At 75.1% G+C, this 25273-nt stretch carries 26 protein-coding genes; 20 read left to right on the forward strand and 6 right to left on the reverse strand.

Translation table 11 applies throughout. The features are described from left to right. The first annotated feature begins 181 nt into the window (after positions 1–181). From E1300_RS31770 to E1300_RS31825, 12 genes are all read left to right on the forward strand, one after another. Positions 182–910, forward strand: a complete 729-nt coding sequence (locus E1300_RS31770; RefSeq protein ID WP_131760799.1) for a response regulator transcription factor — start codon at positions 182–184, stop codon at positions 908–910. 47 nt (positions 911–957) lie between these two features. Next, entirely contained in the window at positions 958–2406 is a 1449-nt protein-coding gene (locus E1300_RS31775) for a sensor histidine kinase (RefSeq protein ID WP_131760800.1), read from the forward strand. Between the two features lie 93 nt (positions 2407–2499). Next, entirely contained in the window at positions 2500–3816 is a 1317-nt protein-coding gene (locus tag E1300_RS31780) for a bifunctional glycosyltransferase family 2/GtrA family protein (RefSeq protein ID WP_131760801.1), read from the forward strand. Continuing rightward, positions 3813–5999 carry a glycosyltransferase family 39 protein gene (locus E1300_RS31785; protein ID WP_131760802.1) on the forward strand — a complete coding sequence of 729 codons (2187 nt, stop codon included), beginning with the start codon at positions 3813–3815 and terminating at the stop codon, positions 5997–5999. The genes E1300_RS31780 and E1300_RS31785 overlap by 4 nt, the downstream gene beginning before the upstream one ends. A 25-nt stretch (positions 6000–6024) precedes the next feature. Further along, on the forward strand, positions 6025–8136 hold the full coding sequence (locus tag E1300_RS31790) for an ArnT family glycosyltransferase (RefSeq protein WP_131760803.1): 2112 nt from the start codon (positions 6025–6027) through the stop codon (positions 8134–8136). Between the two features lie 63 nt (positions 8137–8199). Beyond that, positions 8200–8544 (forward strand): hypothetical protein, encoded by a 345-nt coding sequence (locus E1300_RS31795; protein ID WP_131760804.1) that lies wholly within the window; start codon positions 8200–8202, stop codon positions 8542–8544. 8 nt (positions 8545–8552) lie between these two features. Then, a complete protein-coding gene (locus tag E1300_RS31800) occupies positions 8553–9443 on the forward strand; it encodes an FAD:protein FMN transferase (protein WP_131760805.1) in 891 nt (296 codons plus the stop codon). After that, complete coding sequence (locus E1300_RS31805; RefSeq protein ID WP_131760806.1) at positions 9440–10144, forward strand: ferric reductase-like transmembrane domain-containing protein; 705 nt, start codon at positions 9440–9442, stop codon at positions 10142–10144. Before E1300_RS31800 ends, E1300_RS31805 begins: the two co-directional genes overlap by 4 nt. Beyond that, positions 10141–11379, forward strand: a complete 1239-nt coding sequence (locus E1300_RS31810) for an NADH-ubiquinone oxidoreductase-F iron-sulfur binding region domain-containing protein (RefSeq protein ID WP_131760807.1) — start codon at positions 10141–10143, stop codon at positions 11377–11379. Before E1300_RS31805 ends, E1300_RS31810 begins: the two co-directional genes overlap by 4 nt. Positions 11380–11402: 23 nt before the next feature. Next, positions 11403–11618, forward strand: coding sequence for a ferredoxin (locus tag E1300_RS31815; RefSeq protein WP_131760808.1), 216 nt, complete (start codon positions 11403–11405; stop codon positions 11616–11618). A gap of 73 nt (positions 11619–11691) precedes the next feature. After that, positions 11692–11991, forward strand: a complete 300-nt coding sequence (locus E1300_RS31820; protein WP_131760809.1) for a 4a-hydroxytetrahydrobiopterin dehydratase — start codon at positions 11692–11694, stop codon at positions 11989–11991. Positions 11992–12008: 17 nt separating this feature from the next. Further along, on the forward strand, positions 12009–12506 hold the full coding sequence (locus tag E1300_RS31825; protein WP_131760810.1) for a TIGR00725 family protein: 498 nt from the start codon (positions 12009–12011) through the stop codon (positions 12504–12506). A 40-nt stretch (positions 12507–12546) separates the two neighbouring features. Here the strand turns inward: E1300_RS31825 and E1300_RS31830 are convergent, their stop codons facing one another. From E1300_RS31830 to E1300_RS31840, 3 genes are read right to left on the reverse strand one after another with little or no spacing between them, the layout of a single operon-like run. Then, entirely contained in the window at positions 12547–13338 is a 792-nt protein-coding gene (locus E1300_RS31830) for an SDR family NAD(P)-dependent oxidoreductase (protein WP_131760811.1), read from the reverse strand. An 11-nt stretch (positions 13339–13349) separates the two neighbouring features. Continuing rightward, positions 13350–13565, reverse strand: a complete 216-nt coding sequence (locus E1300_RS31835) for a hypothetical protein (RefSeq protein ID WP_131760812.1) — start codon at positions 13563–13565, stop codon at positions 13350–13352. Continuing rightward, entirely contained in the window at positions 13562–15412 is a 1851-nt protein-coding gene (locus E1300_RS31840) for a hypothetical protein (protein WP_131760813.1), read from the reverse strand. The genes E1300_RS31835 and E1300_RS31840 overlap by 4 nt, the downstream gene beginning before the upstream one ends. Positions 15413–15754: 342 nt before the next feature. Between E1300_RS31840 and E1300_RS31845 the strand changes: the two genes are divergently transcribed. Continuing rightward, positions 15755–15979, forward strand: a complete 225-nt coding sequence (locus E1300_RS31845) for a cupredoxin domain-containing protein (RefSeq protein WP_131760814.1) — start codon at positions 15755–15757, stop codon at positions 15977–15979. A 2-nt stretch (positions 15980–15981) separates the two neighbouring features. Next, positions 15982–17334 (forward strand): hypothetical protein, encoded by a 1353-nt coding sequence (locus tag E1300_RS31850; protein WP_131760815.1) that lies wholly within the window; start codon positions 15982–15984, stop codon positions 17332–17334. On the opposite strand, the gene E1300_RS31855 is transcribed toward E1300_RS31850, so the two are convergent. After that, on the reverse strand, positions 17297–18328 hold the full coding sequence (locus E1300_RS31855) for a hypothetical protein (protein WP_131760816.1): 1032 nt from the start codon (positions 18326–18328) through the stop codon (positions 17297–17299). The two genes, E1300_RS31850 and E1300_RS31855, sit on opposite strands and share 38 nt — an antisense overlap. A gap of 116 nt (positions 18329–18444) precedes the next feature. Between E1300_RS31855 and E1300_RS31860 the strand changes: the two genes are divergently transcribed. Further along, complete coding sequence (locus E1300_RS31860; protein ID WP_131760817.1) at positions 18445–18915, forward strand: PPOX class F420-dependent oxidoreductase; 471 nt, start codon at positions 18445–18447, stop codon at positions 18913–18915. An 89-nt stretch (positions 18916–19004) separates the two neighbouring features. Further along, positions 19005–19379, forward strand: a complete 375-nt coding sequence (locus E1300_RS31865) for a VOC family protein (RefSeq protein ID WP_131760818.1) — start codon at positions 19005–19007, stop codon at positions 19377–19379. Here the strand turns inward: E1300_RS31865 and E1300_RS31870 are convergent. Then, positions 19327–20625 carry an MFS transporter gene (locus tag E1300_RS31870; RefSeq protein WP_131760819.1) on the reverse strand — a complete coding sequence of 433 codons (1299 nt, stop codon included), beginning with the start codon at positions 20623–20625 and terminating at the stop codon, positions 19327–19329. The two genes, E1300_RS31865 and E1300_RS31870, sit on opposite strands and share 53 nt — an antisense overlap. Positions 20626–20682: 57 nt before the next feature. Here E1300_RS31870 and E1300_RS31875 point away from each other — a divergent pair, with 57 nt between their 5' ends. Beyond that, complete coding sequence (locus E1300_RS31875) at positions 20683–21666, forward strand: ArsR/SmtB family transcription factor (protein ID WP_131760820.1); 984 nt, start codon at positions 20683–20685, stop codon at positions 21664–21666. A 6-nt stretch (positions 21667–21672) separates the two neighbouring features. On the opposite strand, the gene E1300_RS31880 is transcribed toward E1300_RS31875, so the two are convergent. Further along, a complete protein-coding gene (locus tag E1300_RS31880; RefSeq protein ID WP_131760821.1) occupies positions 21673–22455 on the reverse strand; it encodes an alpha/beta fold hydrolase in 783 nt (260 codons plus the stop codon). Positions 22456–22637: 182 nt separating this feature from the next. On the opposite strand from E1300_RS31880, the gene E1300_RS31885 reads away from it, so the two are divergent. The 3 genes from E1300_RS31885 to E1300_RS31895 all read left to right on the forward strand — a co-directional run. After that, positions 22638–23690, forward strand: a complete 1053-nt coding sequence (locus tag E1300_RS31885; RefSeq protein WP_131760822.1) for an aminotransferase class V-fold PLP-dependent enzyme — start codon at positions 22638–22640, stop codon at positions 23688–23690. A gap of 189 nt (positions 23691–23879) precedes the next feature. Beyond that, positions 23880–24905 (forward strand): NAD-dependent epimerase/dehydratase family protein, encoded by a 1026-nt coding sequence (locus E1300_RS31890; protein WP_131760823.1) that lies wholly within the window; start codon positions 23880–23882, stop codon positions 24903–24905. 37 nt (positions 24906–24942) lie between these two features. Beyond that, a partial coding sequence (locus tag E1300_RS31895) for a glycosyltransferase family 2 protein (protein ID WP_131760824.1) occupies positions 24943–25273 on the forward strand: 331 nt, incomplete at its 3' end.

The raw sequence follows: 25273 nt of genomic DNA on the forward strand, positions 1-25273 counted from the left end.
CCCGCCGCGATCCCGGCCGCGATGGTCGTCCGGGCGGACCGCGCCGCCCGCCCGGGCCGCGGGTCCGGCGCGGCCGGAGCCGACCGGGCGTCCTGAACCCGGCCTCAGAAGATTCTGAAAGATCGATGAGAAACGCCTGCCGGTGGCCGGAGCCGCTACCGGGGGTGTTTACGGTGAGTGCATGGAGCCTGGCACGGCGGGGACGGCGCCCGCGCGGATACTCATCGTGGACGACGAGCCCGCCGTGCGGGAGTCGCTGTCCAGCAGCCTCCAGTTCGAGGGCTACGAGGTCGCCGAGGCCGCCGACGGCGTGACGGCGCTGGAGCGCGTCGAGGCCGAGCGGCCCGACCTGGTCGTCCTCGACGTCCTCATGCCGCGGATGGACGGCCTGACGACCTGCCGGCGGCTGCGCGCCCTCGGCGCCACGATGCCGGTGCTCATGCTGACCGCCCGCGACATGGTCGGCGACCGCGTCACCGGGCTGGACGCCGGCGCCGACGACTACCTCGCCAAGCCGTTCGAGCTGGACGAGCTGCTGGCGCGGGTGCGGGCCCTGCTGCGCCGGGTGACACTCGCGGCCGACGCCGGGCCCCGCCGCGACGACGTCCTGGCCTTCGACGACCTGCGCATGAACACCCTGACCCGGGAGGTCACCCGGGCGGGCAAGCCGCTGGAGCTGACCCGCACCGAGTACATGCTGCTGGAGATGTTCCTCGCCCACCCACGGCAGGTCCTGACCCGCGAGCAGATCCTGGAGACGGTGTGGGGGTTCGACTTCGAGCCCGCCTCCAACTCCCTGGACGTGTACGTCATGTACCTGCGGCGCAAGACCGAGGCCGGCGGGCTGCCGCGGCTCGTGCACACCGTCCGCGGCGTCGGGTACGTGCTGCGGTCGGCGGCGTCGCCGTGACCGGCGCCACCGCGAGCGGACCCGCCGGAGGGGCGCGGAGGCCGCCCATGGTCCGGCGGCTGACCCTGCGGGCCCGGATGGCGCTGCTGACCGCGACGGCGGTGGCCCTGGCCGTCGCCGCCTGCGCGGTCGCGAGCTGGTACCTCACCCGCAACCAGCTCTACACCGAGCTGGACCGCAGGCTCGGCACCACCATGGGCGGCCCGCCGCCCGGACCGGGCAGGGACGGGGGCGGGCTCGCGTCGCGCATCGAGCAGGATGTCCGTGAAGCCCTGGAGACCTGCCGCTCCGACGTGCACAGCGACGCCAACGGGTTCCGCCGCTTCTGGGGCCCGGCCGAGATCACGCAGCTGGTCGACGACCAGGGCGCGCGGTGCACGCTGGCCAACTCCGGCGCGCTCACGGTCACCGACGCCGACCGGGAGGTGGCCCGCGGCGAGCGGACCAGCGTCGTCCACGACGGCACCGGCGTCACGTCCGCCGGACGCAAGATCGACGTCCGGGTGCTGACCCGCAGGATCATCCTGGACGACGGGTCCGGCGCGGCGATCTCCTCGGCGATCTCCCTGGAGGAGGTCGAGGGGCCGCTGGACAACCTCGCGCTGCTGCTGCTGGCGGTGTCGGCGCTCGGCGTGCTGATGTCCGCCGGCGCCGGGCTGATGATCGCCCGCGCGTCGCTGCGGCCGGTGGACGAGCTGACCGGCGCCGTCGAGCACGTCGCCCGCACCGAGGACCTCGGCATCCGCATCCCCGAGGAGGGGACGGACGAGATCGCCCGGCTGAGCCGCTCGTTCAACAGCATGACCACCGCGCTGGCGGCGTCGCGGGAGCGCCAGCAGCAGCTCATCGCCGACGCCGGGCACGAGCTGCGCACGCCACTGACGAGCCTGCGCACCAACATCGACCTGCTGCTGCGCTCGGAGACGACGGGCCGCGAGCTGCCCGCGGGGACCCGGCACAACCTGCTGGTCAGCGTGAAGGCGCAGATGCAGGAGCTGTCGAGCCTGGTCGGGGACCTGCTGGAGCTGGCCCGACCCGCCGAGGCCGAGCCGGTCCGCGAGACCGTCGCGCTGCACGAGGTCGTCGCCCGCGCGGTGGAGCGCGCCCGGCTCCGCGGGCCCGGGCTGACCGTCCAGGCGCAGGCCGAGCCCTGGTACGTGCTCGGCGACCCAGGCTCGCTGGAGCGGGCCGTGGTCAACCTGCTGGACAACGCGGTCAAGTTCAGCCCGCCCGGCGGCACCGTCGCGGTCCGCCTGAGGGGCGGCGAGCTGGACGTCCGCGACCAGGGCCCCGGCATCCCCGCCGAGGACCTCCCGCACGTGTTCGAGCGGTTCTGGCGCTCCCCGTCCGCCCGGAGCCTGCCCGGCTCGGGCCTGGGCCTGTCGATCGTCGCCCGGGTCGTGGACGAGTGCGGCGGGAAGGTGGCCCTGGAGAGCGCCCCCGGCGGCGGGACGCTCGTGCGCGTCCTGCTCCCCGGCACGCCCGACGACCGCTGACCGCTGACCGCTGACCGAGCGTGAGCGCGCATTCTCATCCGGCGTTAATGAACGGCTCAGGGGACTCCCACGCCCGCTGGCGAACCTCGTCCCATGAGTCACCTTGTCACCGAGAGGGGCACCCCCGCCGGGCCGCCCCCGCTCCTTGAGGACCACGGGGGGCGGGGACGGCTCGTCGAGGTGGTGATCCCCGTCTACAACGAGGAACGCGTCCTGGCGCAGAGCGTGGAGCGGCTGCACGCCTACCTCAGCGACACCTTCCCCTACCCCTTCCGGATCACGATCGCCGACAACGCCAGCACCGACGGGACCTGGCGGGTCGCCGAGCGGCTGATGGCGCGGCTCCCGCGCGTCAACGCGGTCCACCTGGACCTCAAGGGCCGCGGCCGCGCGCTGCGGCACGTCTGGGGCACCAGCGACGCCGACGTCGTCGCGTACATGGACGTGGACCTGTCCACCGACCTGGACGCGTTCCTTCCGCTGGTCGCGCCGCTGATCTCCGGGCACAGCGACCTCGCCATCGGCAGCCGCCTCACCCGCGGCTCCGCCGTCGTGCGCGGGCCGCGCCGCGAGGTGATCTCCCGCTGCTACAACCTGCTGCTGCGCGCGACCCTGGCCGCCCGGTTCAGCGACGCCCAGTGCGGCTTCAAGGCCGCCCGGACCGAGATCGTCCAGGCGCTGCTGCCGTCGGTCGAGGACGAGGAGTGGTTCTTCGACACCGAGCTGCTGCTGCTCGCCGAGCGCAACGGCCTGCGCATCCACGAGGTCCCGGTCGACTGGGTCGACGACCCCGACAGCCGCGTGGACGTGGTGAAGACCGCCCGCGACGACCTGCGCGGCATGGCCCGCGTCGCGCGCCGGATGCTGACGGGCGCGTTCCGCGCCCCGGTCGGCGGCCGGCCGCGCCCCCAGCTCCCCGCCGGGATGGCCCGGCAGCTCCCCGCCTTCGCGGTCATCGGCGTGATCAGCACGATCGCGCAGCTCGTCCTGTTCGTCCTGTTCCGGATGGCGATGGGGCCGCTGTGGGCGAACGCCCTGTCGCTCGTCATCACCACGATCGGCAACACCGCCGCCAACCGCCGCTTCACCTTCGGGGTCACCGGGCCCGAGCGCGCCTTCCGGCAGCAGCTCGAAGGCGGGCTGACGTTCCTGCTCGGCCTCGCGCTGAGCAGCGGCGGCCTCGCACTGCTGCACGCCGCGGCGCCGCACGTGTCCCGGACCGTCGAGGTCATCGCGCTCGTCGCCGCCAACGGCGTCGCGACGCTGGTCCGGTTCCTGCTCATGCGCGCGTGGATCTTCCACCCGCGCCGCCTGCGCCGGGACGGTGCGGACGGCGGGCCCGCCGCCGGGAACCGCGTCGCCGCCGAGAAGCACGTCGCCGCCGAGGAGACCGGGGGACCGCTGTCATGACCTCCGCCGAGACCATCCCGGCGCCGGCCGGGCACGCGCGCCCCGCGGGCCGGGACGGCCGCGTCCGCCGCCTGCTCCTCGGCCCCGCCGAGGACCCGCGCTGGGCCCGGCCCGCCCTCTGGGCGCTGCTCGCCGCCGCGTTCGTCCTGTACGCGTGGGGGCTGTCGAAGTCGGGCTACGCCAACACCTACTACTCGGCCGCCGTCAAGAGCGGGACGCAGAGCTGGAAGGCGTTCTTCTTCGGCTCCCTGGACGCCGGCTCCTACATCACCGTCGACAAGCCGCCGATGGCGCTGTGGGTGATGGGCCTGTTCTCCCGGGTGATGGGCTTCGGGACGTGGAGCCTGCTGCTCCCGCAGGTCCTGGAGGGCGTGGCCGCGGTCGCCGTCCTCTACACGACGGTCCGGCGGGCGTTCGGCCACCACGCGGCGGTCATCGCCGCGGCGGTGCTGGCGCTCACCCCGATCACCGTCGCGATCAACCGCGACAACAACCCCGACACCCTGCTCGTCCTGCTGCTGGTGGCGGCCGCGTGGGCGTGCCAGCGCGCCGTCGAGACGGGCCGCGTCCGGCCGCTGCTGCTCGCGGCGTTCCTGGTCGGCTGCGGCTTCAACACCAAGATGCTCCAGGCGTTCCTGGTCGTCCCGGCGTTCGCCCTGGTGTACCTGGTGGCGGCGCGGCCCGGCCTCGTGCGCCGGATCGTCCACCTGCTGGCGGCGGGCGCGGTGCTCGCGGTGTCCAGCTTCTGGTGGATGGTCGTCGTGGACCTCATCCCGGCCGGCAGCCGCCCCTACATCGGCGGCAGCACCGACGGCACGGCCTGGGACCTGGTCATCGGCTACAACGGCCTCGGCCGGATCTTCGGCGAGAACGGCGGCGGCCCCGGCGGACGGGGCGGTCCGGGCGGAGGCGGCGGGTTCGGCGGCCAGTCCGGCGCGGGACGTCTGTTCAACGACATCCTCGGCGGGCAGATCTCCTGGCTGATCCCGCTCGCGGTGATCGCCCTCGCGGCGTCCCTGATCCTGCTGTGGAAGCGGCCCCGGACCGACCTGGCCCGCGCGGCGCTGCTGCTGTGGGGCGGCTGGCTGGCCGTCCACTACGTGATCTTCAGTTTCGCGCAGGGCACGTTCCACCCGTACTACTCCACCGCGATGGCCCCGGCGATCGCCGCACTCGTGGGCGGGGGCGGCGTCCTGCTGTTCCGGGCGGGCCGCCGCTCGGTCCGCTGGGCGTGGGTGCTGCCCGCGGGCGTCGCCGTGACCGGCGCCTGGGCGTTCGTGCTGCTGGACCGCACGCCGTCCTGGAACCCGTGGCTGCGCTGGGCGGTCGTCGCCGCGACCGTGCTCGCCGTCGCGGGCCTGGCGGCCGGACGGCTCGTCCGCCGCGCGGGCCTGCCCGCGACCGTCGCCGGGGTGGCACTGGCCGTCGTGGCGTGCCTGGCCGGTCCTGGCGCGTACGCGGTGTCCGCCGCGTCCGAGCCCGCCAACGGCAGCAATCCGCTGGCCGGGCCCTCGTCCGGCCTCGGGTTCGGCGGCCCGGGAGGCCCCGGCGGCCGTCAGTTCGGCCGCGGCGGCACCGGCGGGTTCCCCGGCCGGATGCCCGGCGGCCAGTTCCCCGGGGGCCAGTTCCCCGGTGGCGACCAGATCCCGGGAGGCGGCCAATTCCCCGGAGGCCAGTTCCCAGGGGACGGCCAGGGACAGAACGGGCAGGGACAGAACGGGCAGAACGGCGGCGGGCAGGCTCCCGGCGGGACGCAGCGTCCGGACGGCGGCTTCCGCGGCGGGATGGGCGGCCCCGGCGGCCAGGTGAACCAGCAGATGGTGAGCTACCTGGAGAAGAACCAGGGCAAGGCGACCTGGATGGTCGCGGTGTCCAGCGCCCAGCAGGCGGGCTCGCTGATCCTGCAGACCGGGCGGCCCGTCATGGCCATGGGCGGCTTCACCGGCAGCGACCCGGCCATGACCGTCGCCAAGCTCCAGCAGTACGTCAAGGACGGGAAGCTCCACTACATCCTCGTCAGCGGACAGGGCGGCATGGGGCCCGACCGCGGCAACGCCGACGTCACGGCCTGGGTCCAGAAGAACGGGACCCTCGTCAAGGCGAGCGAGTACGGCGGCACGGCCGCGTCCGGTTCGACCTCGTCCTCCGACACCTCCGGCGCCCAGCTCTACCGGCTGGGCTGACCGGGACGACCCAGGGAAGACCTCGATGACCACGACACTGCCGGCCGCCCCGCCCGCGTCCCGTGAGGAGCGCGGCTGGGGCGGCCTCCCGCGGAGGCTGCTGCGCGGACGGCCGGACGACCCGTCCTGGGCCAGGCCCGCCCTGCTCGCGCTGCTCGTCGCGACCGGCGTGCTGTACATCTGGGGGCTCGGGGCCTCCGGCTGGGCGAACGCGTTCTACTCGGCCGCCGTGCAGGCGGGCGCGACGAGCTGGAAGGCGTTCTTCTTCGGCTCGTCCGACGCGGCCAGCGCCATCACCGTCGACAAGACGCCCGGCGCGCTGTGGCCGATGGCCCTGGCGGCGCGGATCTTCGGGGTGAACTCCTGGAGCATCCTCGTCCCGCAGGCGCTGATGGGCGTGGCCACCGCCGGCACGCTGTACGCCGCCGTCCACCGGCGCTTCCCGGCGTGGGCGGGGCTGCTGGCGGGCGCGGCGTTCGCGCTGACGCCGGTGGCCGCGCTGATGTTCCGGTTCAACAACCCCGACGCGCTGCTGGTGCTGCTGCTGACGCTCGGCGCCTACGGGACGCTGCGCGCGCAGGAGAGCGCGAGCACCCGCTGGCTGGTGTTCGCCGCGTCCTGCGTGGGCACGGGGTTCCTGGCGAAGATGCTCCAGGCGTTCCTGGTGGTGCCGGTGTTCGCGCTGGTCTACCTGGTCGCCGCGCCGACGCCGGTGCGGCGTCGGCTGTGGCAGCTCGTGCTCGCGGGCGCCGCGCTGGTGGTCTCGGCGGGCTGGTGGGTGGCGGTCGTGGCGCTGGTCCCGGCGTCGTCCCGGCCCTACATCGGCGGGTCGCAGCACAACTCGGTGCTGGAGCTGGCGCTCGGGTACAACGGGCTCGGCCGGCTGAACGGCGAGGAGACCGGCGGCCTCGGCAACCTCAACCAGGACGCCGGCTGGGGCCGGATGTTCGGCGCCACGATCGGCGGCCAGGTCTCCTGGCTGCTGCCGGCCGCGCTCATCCTGCTGGTCATGGGGCTGTGGGTGACGCGCCGGTCGCCCCGGACGGACGGGGTCCGGGCCGCGTTCGCGGTGTGGGGCGGCTGGCTGCTGGTCACCGCCGTGATCTTCAGCTGGATGCAGGGGATCTTCCACGAGTACTACACGGTCGCGCTGGCCCCGGCGATCGCCGCGCTGGCCGGCATGGGCGCGGCGGCGCTGTGGGAGCGCCGCCGGCTGCCCGAGGCCGCCGCGGTGCTGTCGGTGACCGTCGCGGTCACCGCGATCTGGGCGTACGTGCTGCTCGACCGGACGCCGGGCTGGAACTCCTGGCTCGGGCCGGTGGTCGTCGCCGCGGGACTGGTCGCGGCGGCGGGACTCGCGGGCGCGCGGCTGCTGAAGGGGCCTTTGCTCGCTCTCGTGGCGGCGCTGGCCGTCGGGGCGTCCCTCGCGGGCCCCGCCGCGTATGCGCTGAACACGGTCAACACCGCGCACACGGGGGCGATCGTCACCGCTGGGCCGCGAACGTCCGGCGGGTTCGGGCCGGGGCGCGGCATGCCCGGCGGCTTCCCGGGAGGCCGCGGCGGTCAGGGCGGTTTCGGCGGCTTCAACCGGAACGGCCAGGGCTTCGCCCCGCCGCAGGGCGGCATGCCCGGCGGCGCCCAGGGAGGACCGCAGGCCGGTCCGCAGGCCGGTGGACGGCCGGGCGGCGGCTTCGGCGGGCGCGGAGGCGGCTTCGGCGGAGGCGGGCCGGGTGGCCTGCTCAACGCCGGGACCCCGAACGCGGCGGTGACGGCCGCGCTGAAGAAGGGCGCCTCGTCCTACACGTGGGCGGCGGCCGCGGTCGGCTCCAACACGGCGGCGGGCTACCAGCTCGCCATCGGCGCGCCGGTGATGGCGGTCGGCGGCTTCAACGGCACCGACCCGGCGCCGACGCTCGCGCGGTTCCAGCAGCTCGTCCGCCAGGGGAAGATCCACTACTTCGTGGGCGGCGGCCAGGGCGGCGGCATGATGTCGCGCGGCGGGAGCAGCGGCGGCAACAGCGGCAGCGACGACGCGCAGCGGATCGCGCAGTGGGTCGCGGCGACCTTCCAGGCGACCACCGTCGGCGGCACGACGCTGTACGACCTGTCGTCCGGCGCCGATTCTCATGGCGGCTGACCGGGACGTTAAGCCCGGTCTCATGATCGCCGCGGAACCTTTCCGGCAGGGGGAGTTCCCCGGATGAGGAAGGCAGAGGGGGCGAACGTGGAGGCACACGCGGACGGCGCGCCCCGCGACCGGCGCCGCTCGTCGGTCCGGCGGATCACCGCCTGGACCGCGGCGGGGTCGCTCGCGGCGGCCGCCGGGCTCGCCGCCCTCGTCGGGGTCACCGAGGACGGCGGCGCGCCCCAGCAGGGGAACGGCACCACCGGCGGTACCAGCGCTGACACCGAAGGCGGCACCGGCGACACGGGCACGAGCGACTCGGGTTCGGGGGACTCGGGGTCGGGCGACACGTTGCAGCAGCCCGGGCAGGCGCCGTCGTCCTCGGACGGTCCCGGCTCGGTCACTTCAGGGGGGTCATGATGCGCACGATGGAGAAGGCGGAGCGCGGGACGGCGCGGGAGTCGTTCCCGCTCTGGGGCGGCGAGGCGACCGTGATGGTGACCGAGTCGCTCCTGCTCGGCGCGGCACGCGCCGCCGTGGACGAGGTCGTCGCCGCGGTCGACCTGGCGTGCAGCACATTCCGGACGGACTCGGAACTGGCCGGGGTCAACGCGGCCGACGGTGGGACCGTCCACGTCAGCGGCCTGTTCCTGGACGTCCTGGAGGCGGCGGTGCGCGTGGCCGCGCTGACCGGCGGGCTGGTGCATCCGGCCGCCGCGACGGCGCGACAGGCGGACTGGCGGTCGATCCGCACCGACCGCGACGCCGGGACGGTGTCGCTGCCCGCGGGCATGGCCCTCGACCTCGGCGCGGTCGGCAAGGCGTTCGCCGCGGACCGCGCCGCCGAGGCCGCCGCCGCGACGGGGACGGGGGTCCTCGTGGCGCTGGGCGGCGACATCGCGATGGCGGGACCCGCGCCTGCGGACGGGTGGCGCATCCGCGTGGCCGACGACCACCGCCTCGGTCCCCGCGGGCTGCTGCCTCCCGGGCAGGACGTCACCGCGGTCGGCGGCGGGCTGGCCACCTCCAGCCTGACCGTCCGCGCGCGGACGCTGTCCGACGGCACGACCGCCGCCCACATCGTGGACCCCCGCACCGGGTTCCCGGTGCGGGGGCCGTGGCGGACCGCGTCGGTCGCCGCCGCGACCTGCGTGGACGCGAACGCGGCGAGCACGGCGGCGCTGGTGCGCGGCGCCGGCGCCGCCGCATGGCTGGCGCGGCTCGGCCTGCCCGCCCGCCTCGTCCACGGCGGCGGCTGGGTCCGGACGGTCGCCGCGTGGCCGGATCAGTACCCCGACGTCAAGGTGGCCGGCCGATGACCCTCTGGTACGCGGCGCGCGCGTTCGGCATGGTGTCGGTCGTCCTGCTCAGCGCCGTCCTGGTGCTCGGCCTGCTGGTCTCGGCGCGGCGGCGGCCGCTGCTCGTCCTGACGGGGCTGCACCGGTCGCTGTCCCTGCTCGCGGTGGTGTTCGTGGCGACGCACGTCGCCGCGGCCGTCGCGGACGGGTACGTGTCGATCGGCTGGACGGACGCGTTCGTCCCGTTCGCGTCGAGCTACCACCCGCTCTGGCTGGGCCTCGGCGCGGTCGCGCTCGACCTGGTCGTCGCGCTGATCGTCACGAGCCTGCTGCGGGCGCGGCTCGGCCTGCGCTTCTGGAAGGCCGTGCACTGGCTCGCGTACGCGGCGTGGCCCGTCGCCGTGGCGCACGGCATCGGCGTCGGCACCGACTCCGCACTGGTCCTAGGGCTGACGGCGGTGAACGTGACCGCGGTCGCGACCGCGCTAGTGGCCAGGCTCCGACGACGCCCGCCGAATCCCACACCACGAACGACACCGGCAGCCGTGGCTCGGACGACATCGGGGTACGCGGCTAGGACGGCGCTGAACGGCAAGTCTGAGACGCCGCCGGGCGGGACGGCTCACGCGGCGTCGGGCGGGGCTATTGGGGCGGTAACGGGGGACGTGGTTCGGATGGCGCCAGCCGGGAGCGGGGGCGCGGGAGCGGGAGGTGTGCGATGACGCGGTTGCTGGCGGCGGCCACCGGGCCAGACCTGGACGCCCACCTGCGCGTGCATGGCCCGGGCCCCCTGCGCGGCGCCGTCCGTCCCGGCCAACTGGGGCCGCTCGTCGAGGAGGTCGCCGCCGCCGGTCTCCGGGGACGCGGCGGGGGCTGGTTCCCGACGTCGCGGAAGATGGCGGCGGTGGCGGACGCGGTGGCGGGCGCGGTCCGGTCGCGGGCGCCGGTCGTCGTGGTCAACGCGATGGAGGGCGAGCCGCTGAGCGGGAAGGACGCCCACCTCCTGGACGTCGCGCCGCACCTGGTGCTGGACGGCGCGGTCCTGGCCGCCGAGGCGATCGGCGCCCGCCGCGTCGTCGCTGCGGTCACGGGCGGAACGCTCCACCTCCGGGCCGCCGAGCGGCGGGCCCGCGGCGTCGACCCGGTCGAGGTCGAGGTGAGGGCGGGCCCTGAGCGCTACCTGTCGGGGCAGGAGAGCGCGCTGGTCAGGTGGATCAACGGCGGGCCGGCGCTGCCCAGCGGCGCCGTCCCTTACGAGAAGGGCGTCGGCGGCAGGCCCACGCTCGTCGCCAACGCCGAGACGTTCGCGCATCTGGCGCTGATCGCGCGGCGCGGTGCCCGCTGGTTCCGCTCCGCCGGGTCCGCGTCGGCGCCCGGGACGGCGCTGGTGACCGTGGGCGGTGACGTCCCGTCGCCCGGCGTGCTGGAGGTCGCGGTGGGGACGCCGGTCGGGGAGGTGCTGCACGCCGCCGGTGTACAAGCCCCGGGGGAGGGCGCGGTGCTGCTCGGCGGTTTCGGTGGCGCGTTCCTGTCCGCCGGTGACGCCGCCGGGATTCCGCTGCATCCCGACGTCCTCCGGGACGCGGGGGCGGCGCTCGGGCCGGGGATCGTCTCGCTTCTCGCGGCCGAGCGCTGCGGGCTGGCCGAGACGGCGCGGATCGCCCGGTGGATGGCGCGGCAGGGCGCGCAGCAGTGCGGTCCGTGCATGTTCGGCCTGCCCGCCGTCGCGTCCGACCTGGAAGGGCTCGCCTATGACGGGGACGCCCGCGCGCTGGAGCGGCTCCACCGCCGGCTCGGGCTGCTGCCCGGCCGCGGCGGCTGCGCCCACCCCGACGGCACCGCGCGCCTCATCGCGAGCGCGTTGGCGGCGTTCCGCACTGATGTGGCCGCCCACCTGTCCGGGCACTGCCTGGCCGCCGTCCGTTCGATGACCGCATTGCAACCACAGAACCACTGAACCGCTTCCCGGAGGAGGTCGCCATGGAGGCCCGCCTGCGCATCGACCGCATCGCCTGTGACGGCGCCGGGCTCTGCGCCGAGCTGCTGCCCGAGCTGGTCCGGCTGGACGAGTGGGGTTACCCGATCGTGGACGCCCGGCCGGTCCCCGAAGCCCTGGCCGGGGCGGCCCGCGACGCCGTCCGGCTGTGCCCGAAACTCGCCCTCAGGCTGGCCGGGACCGTCGCCGACGCGGCGTGACGGCCCCGGGCGGCGGACCCGCGTGATGTACTCGGAGCAGTGGCCTTCCACGCGATGAGTCAGGAGTGAGCCCATGGCCGACACGCTCGACGACGCCGCCGTCGCCGACCGCCTGCGGGCCCTGCCCGCCTGGACCCGGGACGGCGACGAGATCCGCAGGCAGGTGCAGGCGCCCTCGTTCCTGGCCGGGATCGACGTGGTGACCGAGGTCGCCCGCGCCGCCGAGGACGCCGACCACCATCCCGACATCGACATCCGGTGGCGCACGCTGACGTTCGCGCTCACCACGCACAGCGCGGGCGGTCTCACCGGCAAGGACTTCGACCTCGCGGCCACGATCGAGCGGATCGTCGGCGAGCACGGCGCGAAGTAGCGGTTGAGCGGGCACAGTTGAGCGGGCAGGGCGCGGGAGGCGCTCCCGTCCAGGTGGCGGTGTGCGGGCCGAGCGCGTGCACCGACCGGCAGCGGCGGGACGCGCGCGAGGTCGGGCGGCTGCTGGCGGAGCGCGGCGCGGTCGTCCTCTGCGGCGGGTACGGCGGGGTGATGGCCGCCGCGGCCGAAGGCGCCCGCGCCGCCGACGGGATCACGGTGGGCGTGCTGTCGGGCGCCGACCGCGCCGGGGCCGGATCCGACCTGAGCGTCGTGCTGCCCACCGGGCTCGGCGAGGCGCGCAACTCCGTCCTCGTCCGCTCCGCCGACGCCGTGATCGTCGTCGGCGGCTCGTGGGGGACGCTGTCGGAGCTGGCGCACGCGATGCGCCGCGGTGACGTCCCGGTCGTCCAGCTGGGCGGCTGGCGGATCCTCGACGAGGACGGACGGCCGCTCGGCGGCGTGCTGGACGCCGGCGGTCCCGAGGACGCGGTGGCGCTGACCGGGCTGTGGCCGTAGCGCGCCGCTCGGCCGCAGGCGGTTGGGGCGGGGGTGTCGGTCAGTGCACCGAGAAGCCTCCGTCCACGAAGATCGCCTGTCCGGTGACGTAGGCCGATGAGGCGCTCGCCAGGAACACCGCGGCGCCGGCGAAGTCGTCCGGGACGCCGTTGCGGCCGGTCATCGTGCGGGCGGCGAGGGCCGCGACCCGCTCGGGGTCGGACGACAGGCGGGCGTTCAGCGGCGTCATCACGAATCCCGGCACCAGCGCGTTGGCGGTGAGGCCGCGCGCCGACCACGCCTCGGCCTGGGAGCGGGCGAGCGCCACCAGCCCGGCCTTGGACACCCCGTAGGCGCCGCTGGTCACGAACGCGCGGAACGCCTGCTGGGACGCGATGTGGATGATCCGGCCGAAGCCGCGCTCGGCCATGCCGGGGCCGAACCGCTGGCCGAGGAGGAAGGGCGCGTCGAGGTTCACGGCCATCGTGGTGTCCCAGACGTCCTCGCCCAGCGCGTCCATCGGCGGGCGCAGGTTGATCCCGGCGGCGTTGACGAGGATGTCCGGCTCGCCGAAGGGCTCGGCGGCGCGGTCCGCGGCGCGCTGGACGCCCTCGCGCGAGCCGAGGTCGGCGCTCACCCGGGCCGCCCGGCAGCCGTGCGCCTCCAGGTCGCGGACGGTCGCGGCGAGCTCCGGCTCGCGCCGCGCGACGAGCACGACGGCGGCACCGGAGCGCGCCAGCGCCTCGGCGATGGCGCGCCCGATGCCCGAGCTGCCGCCGGTCACGACGGCGACCCGGCCCTCCAGCGAGAACAGGGCGGACAGGTGCGCGGCGGTGGACGGGCGATCGCTCATGGACGCGAAGCCTACGACCCGGGCCCTCGCGAATCGTGGTCGACGGGAGCGTCCACGGGGGCGTCCCCGGGTTGGTTCCCGGGTTCGTCGTCGCCGCGGCGGCGATCCCGCCAGACGACCACGACGATCACGGCGACCACGATGAACGTCGGCACGAAGAACGGCAGCGCCGTGATCGCCGAATGGGTCGCGAGGACGCCCTCCGCGGGCACCGTCCCGCCGGTCATGCGCTCACCTTCGGCTGGGGTTCGGCTCCCTCGGGCGCGGCGGTCTCGGGCAGCACGCGCGAGATCCGCGCGACGCCCCAGCCGAGCGCGATGATCAGGGCGAGGGTGCAGAAGAGCACGACCGCCGAGCACACCAGCCACAGCCAGCCGGGCACGTCCGACTTGAGCTCGCGTTGCAGGATCTTGCGCTCGCCCTGCACGTCGCGGGTGAACTGCTGCGGCGCGGGCAGTTCCTTGGCGCCGATCGCCGGGTCGTCGGGCAGGTAGACCGGGACGCCCGCGAGGCTCCGTCCGTCATGGACGCGGATGAGCGTCTTCCACTCGCCGTGGAGCGGCATCGGCGCGGACGTGCGGTAGACGCCCTCGCGCTCCTTCACCAGCGGCTCGACGTGCAGGCCCTCGCCCTGCCAGCCGGTCATGGTGAGCCACGCCGGGTCGTCGATCGCGCCGGCGGGGGAGAAGGCGATGCGGGCGTTGGCCGTCCGGTGCGCGGCGTCGCCGTGGACGTCGGTGAGGGTCACGGTGGCCTTCTCGCCGCTCGGGACGGTGACGACCAGGCCGTTGGCGACCGCCGCGGCCACCACGAGGATCGCGCCGGCGAAGACGGGCCGGGCGACGGCGGGACGCGGCAGCCGTCCTTCGAGCCCCTCGGCGAGCAGCGCCCCGCACAGCCCGCCCGCGACACCGCCGGCCACCGCCATGATCATGCCTTCGGCGACGATGTCGGGGGTCCAGGGCAGCCGGAACGCGACGTGGGTCCAGGCGTACTCGGCACCGAACCCGGCCGTGCCGATGAGGACGCCGGAGACCGCGCCCAGCGCCAGCGGGCGGCGGGCCAGGAACAGGGCGGCGAGCTCCACGCAGAGCGCCTCGGCGAAGTAGAGCGGGACCGAGGCCCACAGCTCCCCGATCGCGCCGCCGACCAGGACCGAGACGCCGCCGCGGATCAGCATGTAGAAGGCGACGGCGAAGACGGCGCCGCCGCGTCCCGTCCAGAGCCGGGCCGCGACCAGCGCGCAGCCCGCCGCGAGCGCGATCAGCAGCGGCTGGTGGACGAGGCGGAACTGCGGGACGCCGAAGTCGTACTCGGCCTGGAACACCGACAGGCCGATCAGCAGGCCGCCGGAGTGCATGCCGCGGCGGACGTAGCGGCCCCACGGCGGCGGGCCCTGGTCGGCGGGGCCCCGCCAGGCGCGCCGCCCCTCCCGTTCGAGGATCATCATCGCGACGAGCGACAGCCCGGCCCCGCCGATGAGCATCAGGTGCGTCGGCCCCCAGAGCGTGACGTCCTGGCCGAAGATCCGGTGCCAGACGTCGTCGAGGGGGAAGCCGAGGAGCGCGTAGAACCCGGCGCCCGCCAGCAGCACCCCGCCCGCCGGCGCGTACCAGTCGCGGGTGATGCGGACGGCGGCGCCGCCGGGGCGCTCGCCCTTCGGCAGGACGACGGCGAGGACGCCGGCGGTGAAGATGCCGAACAGGCCGATGAGGATCGGGTAGTGGGCGATGTTCGCCAGCGGCCCCTCGTCGCGGCCGTGGGAGATGTGCAGGGAGATGTCCCAGTACATTCCGAGCAGCGCGATGAGCAGGGAGACCAGCGAGACCGAGGCGGGCAGCGAGGCCCAGCCGGGCAGGCCGCGGCCCGGTCCCCGCTCGGACAGCTTGGCGAGCCTGGTCAGCAGGGTGATGCGTCCCGTGCGGTGTCCCCAGCCGAAGACCAGGAGGACCGCGGTCAGCGCCGCGGCGCCCCCGGAGGCGATGAGGATCTGGTCCAGAGCCGCGCCACCCGCCGGCTTCGTCTCCGGTGCGGCGGCGAGCCGCAGCGCGGCGTCCCATCCGTTATTCGTCACGCGATCCAACACGGGTGCTCCCTAGCCCTCAGAAAGGGGTACAAACCCACCTCTCGATCGGAGTATGTCATCTTCTAATGTGTCATTGTCTAGTGTCATGGTCTGTGGCACGGGACACCGGAACGACGGGAGCGGGAGAGGGTGCCGATGCGGCGAACGCTGGTGACGTGCGTGGTTGCCGGGACGTTGACCCTGGCGGCGGGGTGTGGCGAGCCCGCGGGGGACGCCGGCGGGGCCGGGAATCGGACCCCGTCGGGGCGGGTTTCGGCCCCCTCGGAGGCTCCTCGAACGGGGGGTGACAATGCCGTTACTCAGGTCACGGCGACCGTTACCAAAGGTAAGGTGCACACCGCGAGCGGCCGCGTGAAGGTGAAGCGCGGCGCCACCGTCCGCATCACGATCACCAGCGACGCGGCGGACGAGTTCCACCTCCACGGCTACGACCGGGAGCTGGAGCTCGCGCCGGGACGTCCCGGGACGCTGGAGCTGACCGCCGACACGCCCGGCGTCTTCGAGGCCGAGCTCCACCACTCCGGCGCGCGCGTGTTCGAGCTCCAGGTCGGCTGACCGTGGCGCCTGCCCCCGCGTCCGCCCTTCCCCTCGACCTCACCGGCGCGCACGTCCTGGCCCACGGCCTCGGCGGCCGGACGGACCTGCCCCTGGACGCCGTCACCGCCATCGCGGGAGGCGGCGCCGCCGTCGCCGCGTCCTTCCTCGCCCTCACAGCGGCGTGGAAGCGGCCCCGGCTGCGTCCGGACGGCGGGCGCCCGCTGCCCTCCGGCCTCGCCCGCGTCCTGGACTCGCGAGCGCTCACGACCGCGGGCCGCGCGCTGGCACTGGCCGCGACCGCGTTCGTGGTCGCCGTCGCGTTCGCGGGACCGCCCACCGACCGCGCCAACCTCGCCCCCTGGGCCCTGTTCGTGACGTTCTGGGTCGGCCTGGTGCCCGCCAGCGTCCTGCTCGGCCCCGTCTGGCGGCGCGTCAACCCGCTCCGCACGCTGCACGCCGCGCTCTGCCACCTCACCCGCACGGACCCCTCCTGCGGGCGGCGCCCTCTGCCGGAACGTCTCGGCTACTGGCCCGCCGCGGCCTGGCTCACCGCGTTCGTCTGGCAGGAGCTCGTCGCCCCGCACCGCTCGGACCCGCGCGTCGTCGGCGCCCTCATCCTCGGCTACGCCGCCGTCAACACCGCTCTGGCCTGGTGGTTCGGGCGGGACTGGTTCACCCGCGGCGACGGCTTCGAGGCCTACTCCAGCCTCCTGGCGCGGCTGTGCCCGCTCGGGCGCCGCCCCGACGGGACGCTCGTCCTGCGCACCCCGCTGACCGGCCTCATGACCGGCGCCGCCGAACCCGGCCTCGTGGCCACCGCCTGCGTGCTGATCGGCTCGACCGGCTTCGACGGCATCACCCGCACCACCTACTGGCGCGACAACGTGGACCCGTCCAGCATCGTCGCCGGCACCCTCGGGCTGGCCGCCGCGATCGGCGCCGTCACCGTCCTCTACGTCGCCGCGATGCGGGCCAGCGGCGCGCTCACCGGCGAGGACCCCGCCGCGCAACCCGGCCGCTTCGCCTCGACGCTGCTGCCGATCGCGCTCGGCTACACCGTCGCGCACTACTTCTCGTTCTTCGTGCTGGAAGGCCAGACGACCTTCATCCTCGCCAGCGACCCGTTCGGCACCGGCCTCAACCTGCTCGGCTCCACCGGCTACCGCGTCGACTACGGCCTGGCGAGCCCGACGGTCATCGCGCAGGTGCAGGTCAACGCCATCGTCCTCGGCCACATCGCGGGCACGATCGCCGCGCACGACCTCGCGCTGCGCACGCTGCCCGCCGAGCGCGCCCTGCGCGGCCAGCTGCCCATCGCCGTGGTGATGGTCGCCCTCACCTGCTTCGGTCTCTTCGCCCTTCTGAGCGGCTGACCTTCTGCGCGTCCGCAGGCCGGCGCGCCTCGTCCGGCGAGCTGGCCCCGTCCGCCGTGTTCGCCGCGGACGCCTCGCGCTGCTTCATGCGCCGCCGGGCCTCCTTGGCGGCCACGCCCACCGCGATGAGGATCGGGATCCACAGCTTCGCGGTCACCAGGATCACCCGCACCCACGGCGGCAGCGAAAGATCGGGCAGATCGGGCCACGGGACGTGGGGCAGCGGCACGTCCGGGACCGGAATGTCCGGCAGGTTTACCTTCGGAAGATCGACGTCGGGCTTCGGCACCATGGACAGGAGCACCTTCACCAGCGCGCCGATGCCGAGCAGCGGGAACAGCACCTTCGCGATCGCGATGACCACGTGCCGGGACGCGTACAGCACCGGATGCGCGAGAGCCAGCGCCTCGCGCTTCGCCGCCCGCGACCCCGCAGGCGGCACGAACGGGACCCCCTGCCGCGCCGGACCCCCCGACACCTCGCCCGAGGCCAAACCCGAGTCCTCGTCCGAGTTCTTGTCGAGGACGCGAGCCGGAGCACGGTCCGCCGCCCGGCTCGGATCCTCGTCCGGGACCTGGGCCGGGGTGAGGTCCGACGCCCCTCCCGGAACCTGGCTCGAACCCTCGTCCGCGACGTCGGCTCGAACGCGGTGAGGCAGCTGGTCCGAGGCCTTCCTGAGTGCTTCGCGGGCCGCCTCCTCGCTTCCCGGTGCCTCCACGGCCGTGCCGTCGCCGGCCTTTTCGTCCGCGTCCTTTGGTTCGGGAGGGGCGAGTTCGCAGCGGGCCGCTTGGCCGTCGAGGAAGCCATGGAGGTCGAAGGTGACGCGTACCGTCGCCGCGCCGTACGGGACGGTGAGCACGAGCCCGTCCCCGGTGGCTTCGCCAGCGGCCTCGCCGTCCACGGTGAGGCGCGCCACCCGGGTCCAGCCGGTTCGCTCGGTTTCGATCTCCAGGCGGTGGCCGCCGTGGTCCAGTTTCCAGAGTCCCCCTGCCATGCGTCTCAGTGTGGGGTGCGCCGGCGCGGGGCGAAGCGCCCGATGGGCGATGCCCGGTAGACCAAAGTCGACAGGGGCGCCGCCGCCGGACGGGCGCGGCGTCCTAGGGTGGCGCCATGTCTCCTTCGATTGCCACGGCCGACCAGGTCGAACGCTCAGAGCTGATCGAGTTCCTGCGCCCGCGGCACCGCGCGGTGCTGTCCACCGTCCGGGCGGACGGGCGGCCGCAGATGTCGCCGGTCTCCTGCGGGGTCGACGCCGAGGGGCGCATCGTGATCTCGACCTATCCGGAGCGCGCCAAGACGCGCAACGCCCGCCGGGAGCCGCGGGTGTCGGTGTGCGTGCTGTCCGACGATTGGAACGGTCCCTACGTGCAGGTGGACGGGACCGCCGAGGTCCTCGACATGCCCGAGGCGGTCGAGGCGCTGGTGGAGTACTACCGCGGCATCGCCGGCGAGCACCCCGACTGGGACGAGTACCGGGAGGCGATGCGCCGCCAGGGCAAGTCGCTGATCCGCGTCACGATCGACCGGTGGGGTCCGATCGCGACCGGCGGGTTCCCGCCCCGCCTCGCTCCCGGCCAGTAGACCCATCTTCGCCGGTGTACCTGACAGGAGATGGCAGCTTCTCCTGGGAGCGTGGGCGCATCACCCCAGGCGACACAAGGAGTGCACCCATGTCAGGTATCGCGGAGTTCATCGCCGTCAACCTCGACTGCCCCGAGCCGCCGGCGCTGGCGGCCTTCTACGCGGCGCTGACCGGCGGCGAGGTCACCTACAGCACCGACGAGGCGGCGTCGGTCGCCGTGCCGGGCGGTCCGGACCTGTACTTCCAGGGCGTGGCCGGCCACAAGGCGCCGACGTGGCCGGAGGGAGAGCGTCCCCAGCAGTCCCACCTGGACTTCTACGTGGACGACCTGGCCAAGGCGGAGGCAGCGGTGAAGGAGCTGGGCGGCGGCAAGCCGGACTTCCAGCCCGGCGAGGACCGCTGGGTCGTCCTCACCGACCCGGCGGGCCACCCGTTCTGCGCCTGCCTGCGCCGCCAGTCGTAACCGGACGGCACGAGCGGGCCCCGGCTCCGCGGGGCGAGCCGGGGCCCTCCCGCCAGCCGAGCAGGTGACGGGTCAGCCCGAGGGCGGCGAGCGCGGCCGTCAGCGCGCAGACGCCCGTCCAGCCGGACAGCGCGTACGCGCGGGCGCCGAGCCAGGATCCGGCGGCGCCGCCGAGGTAGGCGCAGGTCATGTAGGCGGTGGTGAGCCTGCTGCGGGCGTCGGGCCGCAGGCCGTAGACGCGGACCTGGTTGGCGACCATCCCCGACTGCATCGCGACGTCCAGCAGCAGCGAGCCGAGCGCCAGCGCGGCCAGGCCGAGGGATCCGCCTCGCCCGCCGGGCATGAGGACGAGGGACGCGGCGACGACCGCGAGGAAGCAGACGAGGTTGACCGGGCCGGGGCCGCGCCGGTCGACCTGGCGTCCGGCGAGCGGCGTGCAGAGCATCGTCCCGGCGTTGACGAGGGCGAGGAGCCCGACCGCGGAGGGACCGAGGCGGTAGGCGGGTCCGGTCAGCAGGAGCGCGACGCCGGTCCAGACGGCGGAGAACCCGGCGAACACCGTGGCCTGGTAGGAGCATGAACGGCGCAGTTCCGGCTCGGTCCGCAGCAGGCGGAGCGTGCCGGCGAGCAGCGCGGGGTAGCGCTGTCCCGACGCGGGGGATGTAGCGGGCAGCGCGCGGGCCAGCAGCCCCGCCACGGTGAGCGTGAGCACCGCGGCGGCCAGGTACGGGGCGCGCCAGCCGAGCCGTTCGGCGAGCGTCCCGCCGAACGTCCGCGACAGCAGCATGCCGCCGATGGAGCCGGACAGCAGGACGCCGCTGACCGCGCCGCGGCGGTCCTCGGCCACCAGGCCCGCCGCCATCGGCCCGATGATCGGGGCGGCCACGGTCGCGGTGCCGGCGGCGGCGCTCGCGGCGAGGAGCGGGCCGAGGCCGGGTGCGGCGGCGGCCGCGAGCAGGGCGAGGCCGGTGCCGGTGAGCAGGGCGGCGAGCAGCCGGCGGTGCGGCAGCCGGTCGCCGAGCGGCACCAGCAGGAAGATCCCGGCCGCGTAGCCGGTCTGGACGGCGGTCACCACGAGCGCCGCCGAGGCGGGGGACAGGCGCAGGCCCGCGGCCACCGACGGGCTGACGGCCTGGGGGAAGTAGACGTTGCCGACGGCGACGCCGCAGGCCAGGGCCAGCAGCGGGATCAGCCCGCGCCGCACGGGAGGCGCCTCCGTGGCGCCGTTCGAGCGCTCGTGTGCCATGGCCGGGAGTCGACCGCGGCGGCGGGCCGCCGGTCCAACGATGTAGCGTCGGGCTTAATGATCAGTTTCGTGCTGGGGATCGACGACCTCGCCGACACGCGGTTCGCGCTGTCACCGCTGCACGAGACGGTGCTGAGCCTGCGCGTGCTGCGCGATCCGGGCCGGTTCGCGCTGCACCTGTCCTGGCGCAGGCAGGTCCTGGACCTGCTCACCGCGTCGGACGCGGAGATGCTGCTGGCGCTGGTCGGGGACCGGCTCACCCTGCCGGACTTCCTGACCCCGCGTCCCCCCGCCTTCGCGCCGGACTTCGGAGAGGAACTGGCCGCCGTGGGCCGGACGCCGCCGGACCTCGTCCGCCGCGACCTGCTGGCGGCGCACGCGCCCGATCCGCCGCCCCGGCCGCTGCGGGACGTCCCCGCGGCGGGCGACGCGCGGATCGCGGAGTTGCGCGACACGGTCTGCGCGCTGCTGCGGGACTACTGGGAGCTCGCGATCCGGCCGGCGTGGCCGCGGATGCGGCTGGTGCTGGAGGCGGACATGACCTACCGCGCCCGGCGGCTGGCCATGGGCGGCGCCCGGCTGCTGTTCGCCGGCATGCACCCGAACCTGCGGTGGGAGGACGGCGTGCTGCACATCGCCGACATGATCGGGCGGCACCGGGTCGTGGCGGGCGGCCGCGGGCTGCTGCTGGTGCCGTCGGTGTTCGCGCACAAGCCGGCGCCCCCGGTCAGCCCGGACGAGCCGCCGCTGCTGGCCTATCCGAGCCGCGGCGTCGGGACGCTGTGGACACGGCCGCCGGCCGCCGAGCCGGCCGCTCTCGCGTCGCTGCTGGGAGCGGCCCGGGCGCGGCTGCTCCTGCTCCTGGACGAGCCGCTGCCGACCGTGGAGCTGGCCCGCCGCCTGGACGTGACGCCGAGCGCGGTGTCGCAGCACCTGCGCGTCCTGCACGCGACGGGACTGGTGAACCGCGCGCGGGCCGGAAGGCACGTGCTGTACCGCCGCAGCGGCCTGGGCGACGGCCTCGCCGCGGCGGCCCGCTGACGCCGGTCAGTCCGCGACGAAGTCCTTGACGGCCTCGACGAGGTCGTCGGGGCGCTCGAACAGGACGAGGTGGCCGCTGTCGATCTCGGAGTAGCGGCTTCCGGGGATGCGCTCGTGCAGGTCGGTGGGGCCGAAGGCGGGGATCATCTGGTCCTGGGCGAGCCCGATCACGAGGGTGGGGGCGGTGATGCGGGGCAGCAGGTCGCGGATGTCGACCCGCAGGTCGAGGTCGATCTGGCGGTCGATGCCGGGTTCGCGCGCGCCGGTCGCCACCGCCGCCCGGATGCCGTCCGCGCCGATGGTCTCCAGGAAGGCGGGGCTGAAGCCGCTGAGGACGGCGAGGCGGTTGAACAGCTGGAAGTCGGCGCGGTCGAGGTCGCGCCAGAGCTCGAACATCAGGCGCTGCCGGGCGTCCCCGGTGTGCGCCCATCCGGCGACGAGGACGAGGCGGCGCACCAGGGCGGGATGCAGGGCGCCCGTGGCCGCCGCGACGACCGCGCCGAGGGAGAACCCGACCACGTCCACCGGTTCGCCTCCGGCGGCGGCGCCGGCGACCGCGGCGACCTGGCCGGCGAGGAGGTCCACGGTGAGCTCGCCGCCCTGGTCCACGGTCTTGCCGCTGCCGCTGAGGTCGGGCCGGATCACGGTGCGGTCGGCGCTGAAGCGCTCGACCAGGTGCCCCCAGTTGCTCTCGGCGTCGCCCTGGGTGCCGTGGACGAGCACCAGCCCGGGACCCGCGCCCTCGACCTCGTAGTGGACGGTGGCGTCGGCGACCGGGATCGAGGGCATGGCGGTTCCTTCCCGAGCGGGGGGTGCAGACAACAGGATGCCCGGCGCGCAACGCCGAGGGAAGGTTCCCGTCGCGTCGGGCAAGCCGGACGAATCTGTCGGCGACCGTGCGGTGCCGCCCGGCGGCGACCGGGCCGGAAAGTGCTTTGCCCCATGTCGGAGGCATGCCGCATGATCTGGCCATGCCCATGTCGCTTCCCGAGGCGCAGCGCGAGTTCGCCGCCGGCGTCGCCTACCTCAACACCGCCACCTACGGGCTGCCGCCGCGCGCCGCCCACGAGGCGCTGCTCGCCTCCGAGCGGGACCGCGCCGCCGGGCTGCTGGAGCCGGCCGCGCTCGACGGGGCCGTGACCCGCTCCCGGGAGGCCTTCGGCCGCCTGATCGGGTTGCCGGCCGAACGGATCGCCGTCGCGTCGCAGGCGTCGTACTTCGTCGGGCTCGTCGCGACGTGGCTGCCCGCCGGGTCCACCGTGCTCGTCGCGGACGGCGACTTCACCTCGCTGCTGTTCCCGTTCCTGGCGCGGCCGGAGCTGCACGTCCGGTCCGTGCCGCTGGAGGAGATCGCGGACGCCGTGGACGGCGGCGTCGACCTCGTGGCCGTGTCGGCGGTGCAGTCGGCGGATGGCCGCGTCGCCGCGATGGACGACGTCATCGGCGCCGCCCGGGCGCACGGCGCGCGGGTCCTGCTGGACGCGACGCAGGCGGTCGGCTGGCTGCCGGTGCCCGCCGACCGGGTCGACTGGCTGGTGTGCGGGGGCTACAAGTGGCTGCTGGGCCCGCGCGGGACCTGCTTCCTCGCCGGGACCGAGGAGGCTTTGGCCGAGCTGCCCCCGGTCGGCGCCGGCTGGTACGCGGGCGCCGACGTCTGGGACTCCATCTACGGGGCGCCGCTGCGGCTGGCCGCCGACGCCCGCCGGCTCGACCTGTCCCCGGCCTGGCAGTGCTGGGTCGGTCTCGCGCCCGCCGTCGAGCTGCTGGCCGAGGTCGGCGTCCCGGCGATCCACGACCACGATGTCGCGCTGGCCCGCCGGTTCCAGGAGGGGCTCGGCCTGCCGCCCGGCGACTCGGCGATCGTGTCGCTCGACGTCCCGGACGGCACCGCCGAGCTGCTGCGCGCCAACGGCGTGGTCGCCTCCGTCCGGGCCGGGCGGCTGCGCTGCTCGTTCCACCTGTCGACCACCGAGGCCGACGTGGACAAGGCGGTGGATCTGCTGTCCTCGGCGGTCGCGCCGTAGGACGTCCGGCCCGCGTGGACGCGACGCGGGCCTCGGGGCACGACGCCGGGCCGGGAGATCTGCGCCTCCCCGGCGGCCTGACACGCGCCGGACGGTCCCTGCTTCCCGCGCCCGGCGAAGTCTTACGAGGTGCGAACGGGTGGCGCCGCGGGCCGCCGTCCGGGCGGGCGGGTCCCTACGTTCGTCGGCATGAACGTACTGCTCACCGGCTCGGCCGGTTTCATCGGCTCGCACATCGCCGAGGCGCTGACCGCCTCCGGGCACCGGGTCAGGGGTCTGGACACGCGGCCGGACGCGCTCGGCGGAGGCGGCGCCGACGTCCGTGACGCCGCCGCCGTCGCGCGACGGCTGGAGGGCGTGGACGCGGTCTGCCATCAGGCCGCGATGGTCGGCCTCGGCGTGGACGTCCTCGACCTCCCCGCGTACACGTCGGTGAACGTGCAGGGCACCGCCGTGCTGCTGGCGGAGATGGCCCGCGCCGGCGTGGGGACGCTCGTGCTGGCGTCCTCGATGGTGGTGTACGGGGAGGGCGCGTACGCGTGCGGGACGCACGGTCCCGTGCGCCCGGGGCCGCGTCCGGAGGAGGCGCTGCGGGCGGGCCGGTTCGAGCCGGACTGCCCGCGGTGCGGCCGGCCGCTGGCGCCGGGCGCGGTCGGCGAGGACACCGCGCCCGATCCCCGCAACGCCTACGCCGACACCAAGCTCGCGCAGGAGCACCTCGCCGCGTCGTGGGCGCGGGCGACGGGCGGCGCGGTCGCGGCGCTGCGCTACCACAACGTGTACGGGCCGCGGATGCCGCGCGACACCCCCTACGCGGGCGTCGCGGCGATCTTCCGGTCGCGGCTGCTGGCCGGCGAGGCGCCGCTCGTGTTCGAGGACGGCGGGCAGCGGCGCGACTTCGTCCACGTCCGCGACGTCGCGCGCGCCAACGTCCTCGCCCTGGAGCGCTTCGCCGCCGGGCCGCCCGCGCGCGGCGCCTTGCGCGCCTACAACATCGCCAGCGGCGAGCCGCGGACCGTCGGCGACATGGCCGCCGCGCTGGCGGACGCGTTCGGCGGCCCCGCCCCTCAGGTCACGGGCGGTTACCGGCTCGGGGACGTCCGCCATATCGTCGCGCGGCCCGACCGCGCCCGCCGGGAGCTGGGCTTCTCGCCGTCGGTGGCGTTCGCGGACGGCATGGAGGAGTTCGCGCGGCAGCCCGTCATCAGTTCGTAAGGGTCATCCGGACATTACCGAAAGTAGCGTCAACACCGTGATCGACGTGATTCTCCCGTGCCTCAACGAAGCCGAGGCGTTGCCCTGGGTGCTGGACCGGATGCCCGCGGGCTACCGGCCGCTCGTGGTCGACAACGCCTCCACCGACGGGTCCGCGCGCGTGGCCGCGGACCACGGCGCCGTGGTGGTCGCGGCCCCGGCGCGCGGCTTCGGCTCCGCCTGCCACGCCGGGCTGCTCGCCGCCCGCAGCGAGGTCGTGTGCGTCATGGACGCCGACGCCTCGCTCGACCCGGCCGAACTGCCGCGGCTGGTCGCCGCGCTCGACGTCCTGGAAGCGGCCGGCGAGCCCGCCCCCGGCGCGACCGGGT

The sequence above is a fragment of the Actinomadura fibrosa genome (genome assembly GCF_900659615.1).
Taxonomy (GTDB): Bacteria; Actinomycetota; Actinomycetes; order Streptosporangiales; family Streptosporangiaceae; genus Spirillospora; species Spirillospora fibrosa.

Bases quoted from the DNA above. Each gene is read 5' to 3' on its own strand.
- E1300_RS31770 (WP_131760799.1), top strand. From the start codon at position 182: ATGGAGCCTGGCACGGCGGGGACGGCGCCCGCGCGGATACTCATCGTG.
- E1300_RS31790 (WP_131760803.1), top strand. From the start codon at position 6,025: ATGACCACGACACTGCCGGCCGCCCCGCCCGCGTCCCGTGAGGAGCGC.
- E1300_RS31880 (WP_131760821.1), bottom strand. From the start codon at position 22,455: ATGCCCTCGATCCCGGTCGCCGACGCCACCGTCCACTACGAGGTCGAG.
- E1300_RS31815 (WP_131760808.1), top strand. From the start codon at position 11,403: ATGGAGGCCCGCCTGCGCATCGACCGCATCGCCTGTGACGGCGCCGGG.
- E1300_RS31890 (WP_131760823.1), top strand. From the start codon at position 23,880: ATGAACGTACTGCTCACCGGCTCGGCCGGTTTCATCGGCTCGCACATC.
- E1300_RS31875 (WP_131760820.1), top strand. From the start codon at position 20,683: ATGATCAGTTTCGTGCTGGGGATCGACGACCTCGCCGACACGCGGTTC.
- E1300_RS31865 (WP_131760818.1), top strand. From the start codon at position 19,005: ATGTCAGGTATCGCGGAGTTCATCGCCGTCAACCTCGACTGCCCCGAG.
- E1300_RS31870 (WP_131760819.1), bottom strand. From the start codon at position 20,625: ATGGCACACGAGCGCTCGAACGGCGCCACGGAGGCGCCTCCCGTGCGG.
- E1300_RS31800 (WP_131760805.1), top strand. From the start codon at position 8,553: ATGGAGAAGGCGGAGCGCGGGACGGCGCGGGAGTCGTTCCCGCTCTGG.
- E1300_RS31795 (WP_131760804.1), top strand. From the start codon at position 8,200: ATGAGGAAGGCAGAGGGGGCGAACGTGGAGGCACACGCGGACGGCGCG.
- E1300_RS31860 (WP_131760817.1), top strand. From the start codon at position 18,445: ATGTCTCCTTCGATTGCCACGGCCGACCAGGTCGAACGCTCAGAGCTG.
- E1300_RS31785 (WP_131760802.1), top strand. From the start codon at position 3,813: ATGACCTCCGCCGAGACCATCCCGGCGCCGGCCGGGCACGCGCGCCCC.
- E1300_RS31885 (WP_131760822.1), top strand. From the start codon at position 22,638: ATGCCCATGTCGCTTCCCGAGGCGCAGCGCGAGTTCGCCGCCGGCGTC.
- E1300_RS31835 (WP_131760812.1), bottom strand. From the start codon at position 13,565: ATGACCGGCGGGACGGTGCCCGCGGAGGGCGTCCTCGCGACCCATTCG.
- E1300_RS31855 (WP_131760816.1), bottom strand. From the start codon at position 18,328: ATGGCAGGGGGACTCTGGAAACTGGACCACGGCGGCCACCGCCTGGAG.
- E1300_RS31810 (WP_131760807.1), top strand. From the start codon at position 10,141: ATGACGCGGTTGCTGGCGGCGGCCACCGGGCCAGACCTGGACGCCCAC.
- E1300_RS31780 (WP_131760801.1), top strand. From the start codon at position 2,500: ATGAGTCACCTTGTCACCGAGAGGGGCACCCCCGCCGGGCCGCCCCCG.
- E1300_RS31775 (WP_131760800.1), top strand. From the start codon at position 958: ATGGTCCGGCGGCTGACCCTGCGGGCCCGGATGGCGCTGCTGACCGCG.
- E1300_RS31805 (WP_131760806.1), top strand. From the start codon at position 9,440: ATGACCCTCTGGTACGCGGCGCGCGCGTTCGGCATGGTGTCGGTCGTC.
- E1300_RS31830 (WP_131760811.1), bottom strand. From the start codon at position 13,338: ATGAGCGATCGCCCGTCCACCGCCGCGCACCTGTCCGCCCTGTTCTCG.
- E1300_RS31820 (WP_131760809.1), top strand. From the start codon at position 11,692: ATGGCCGACACGCTCGACGACGCCGCCGTCGCCGACCGCCTGCGGGCC.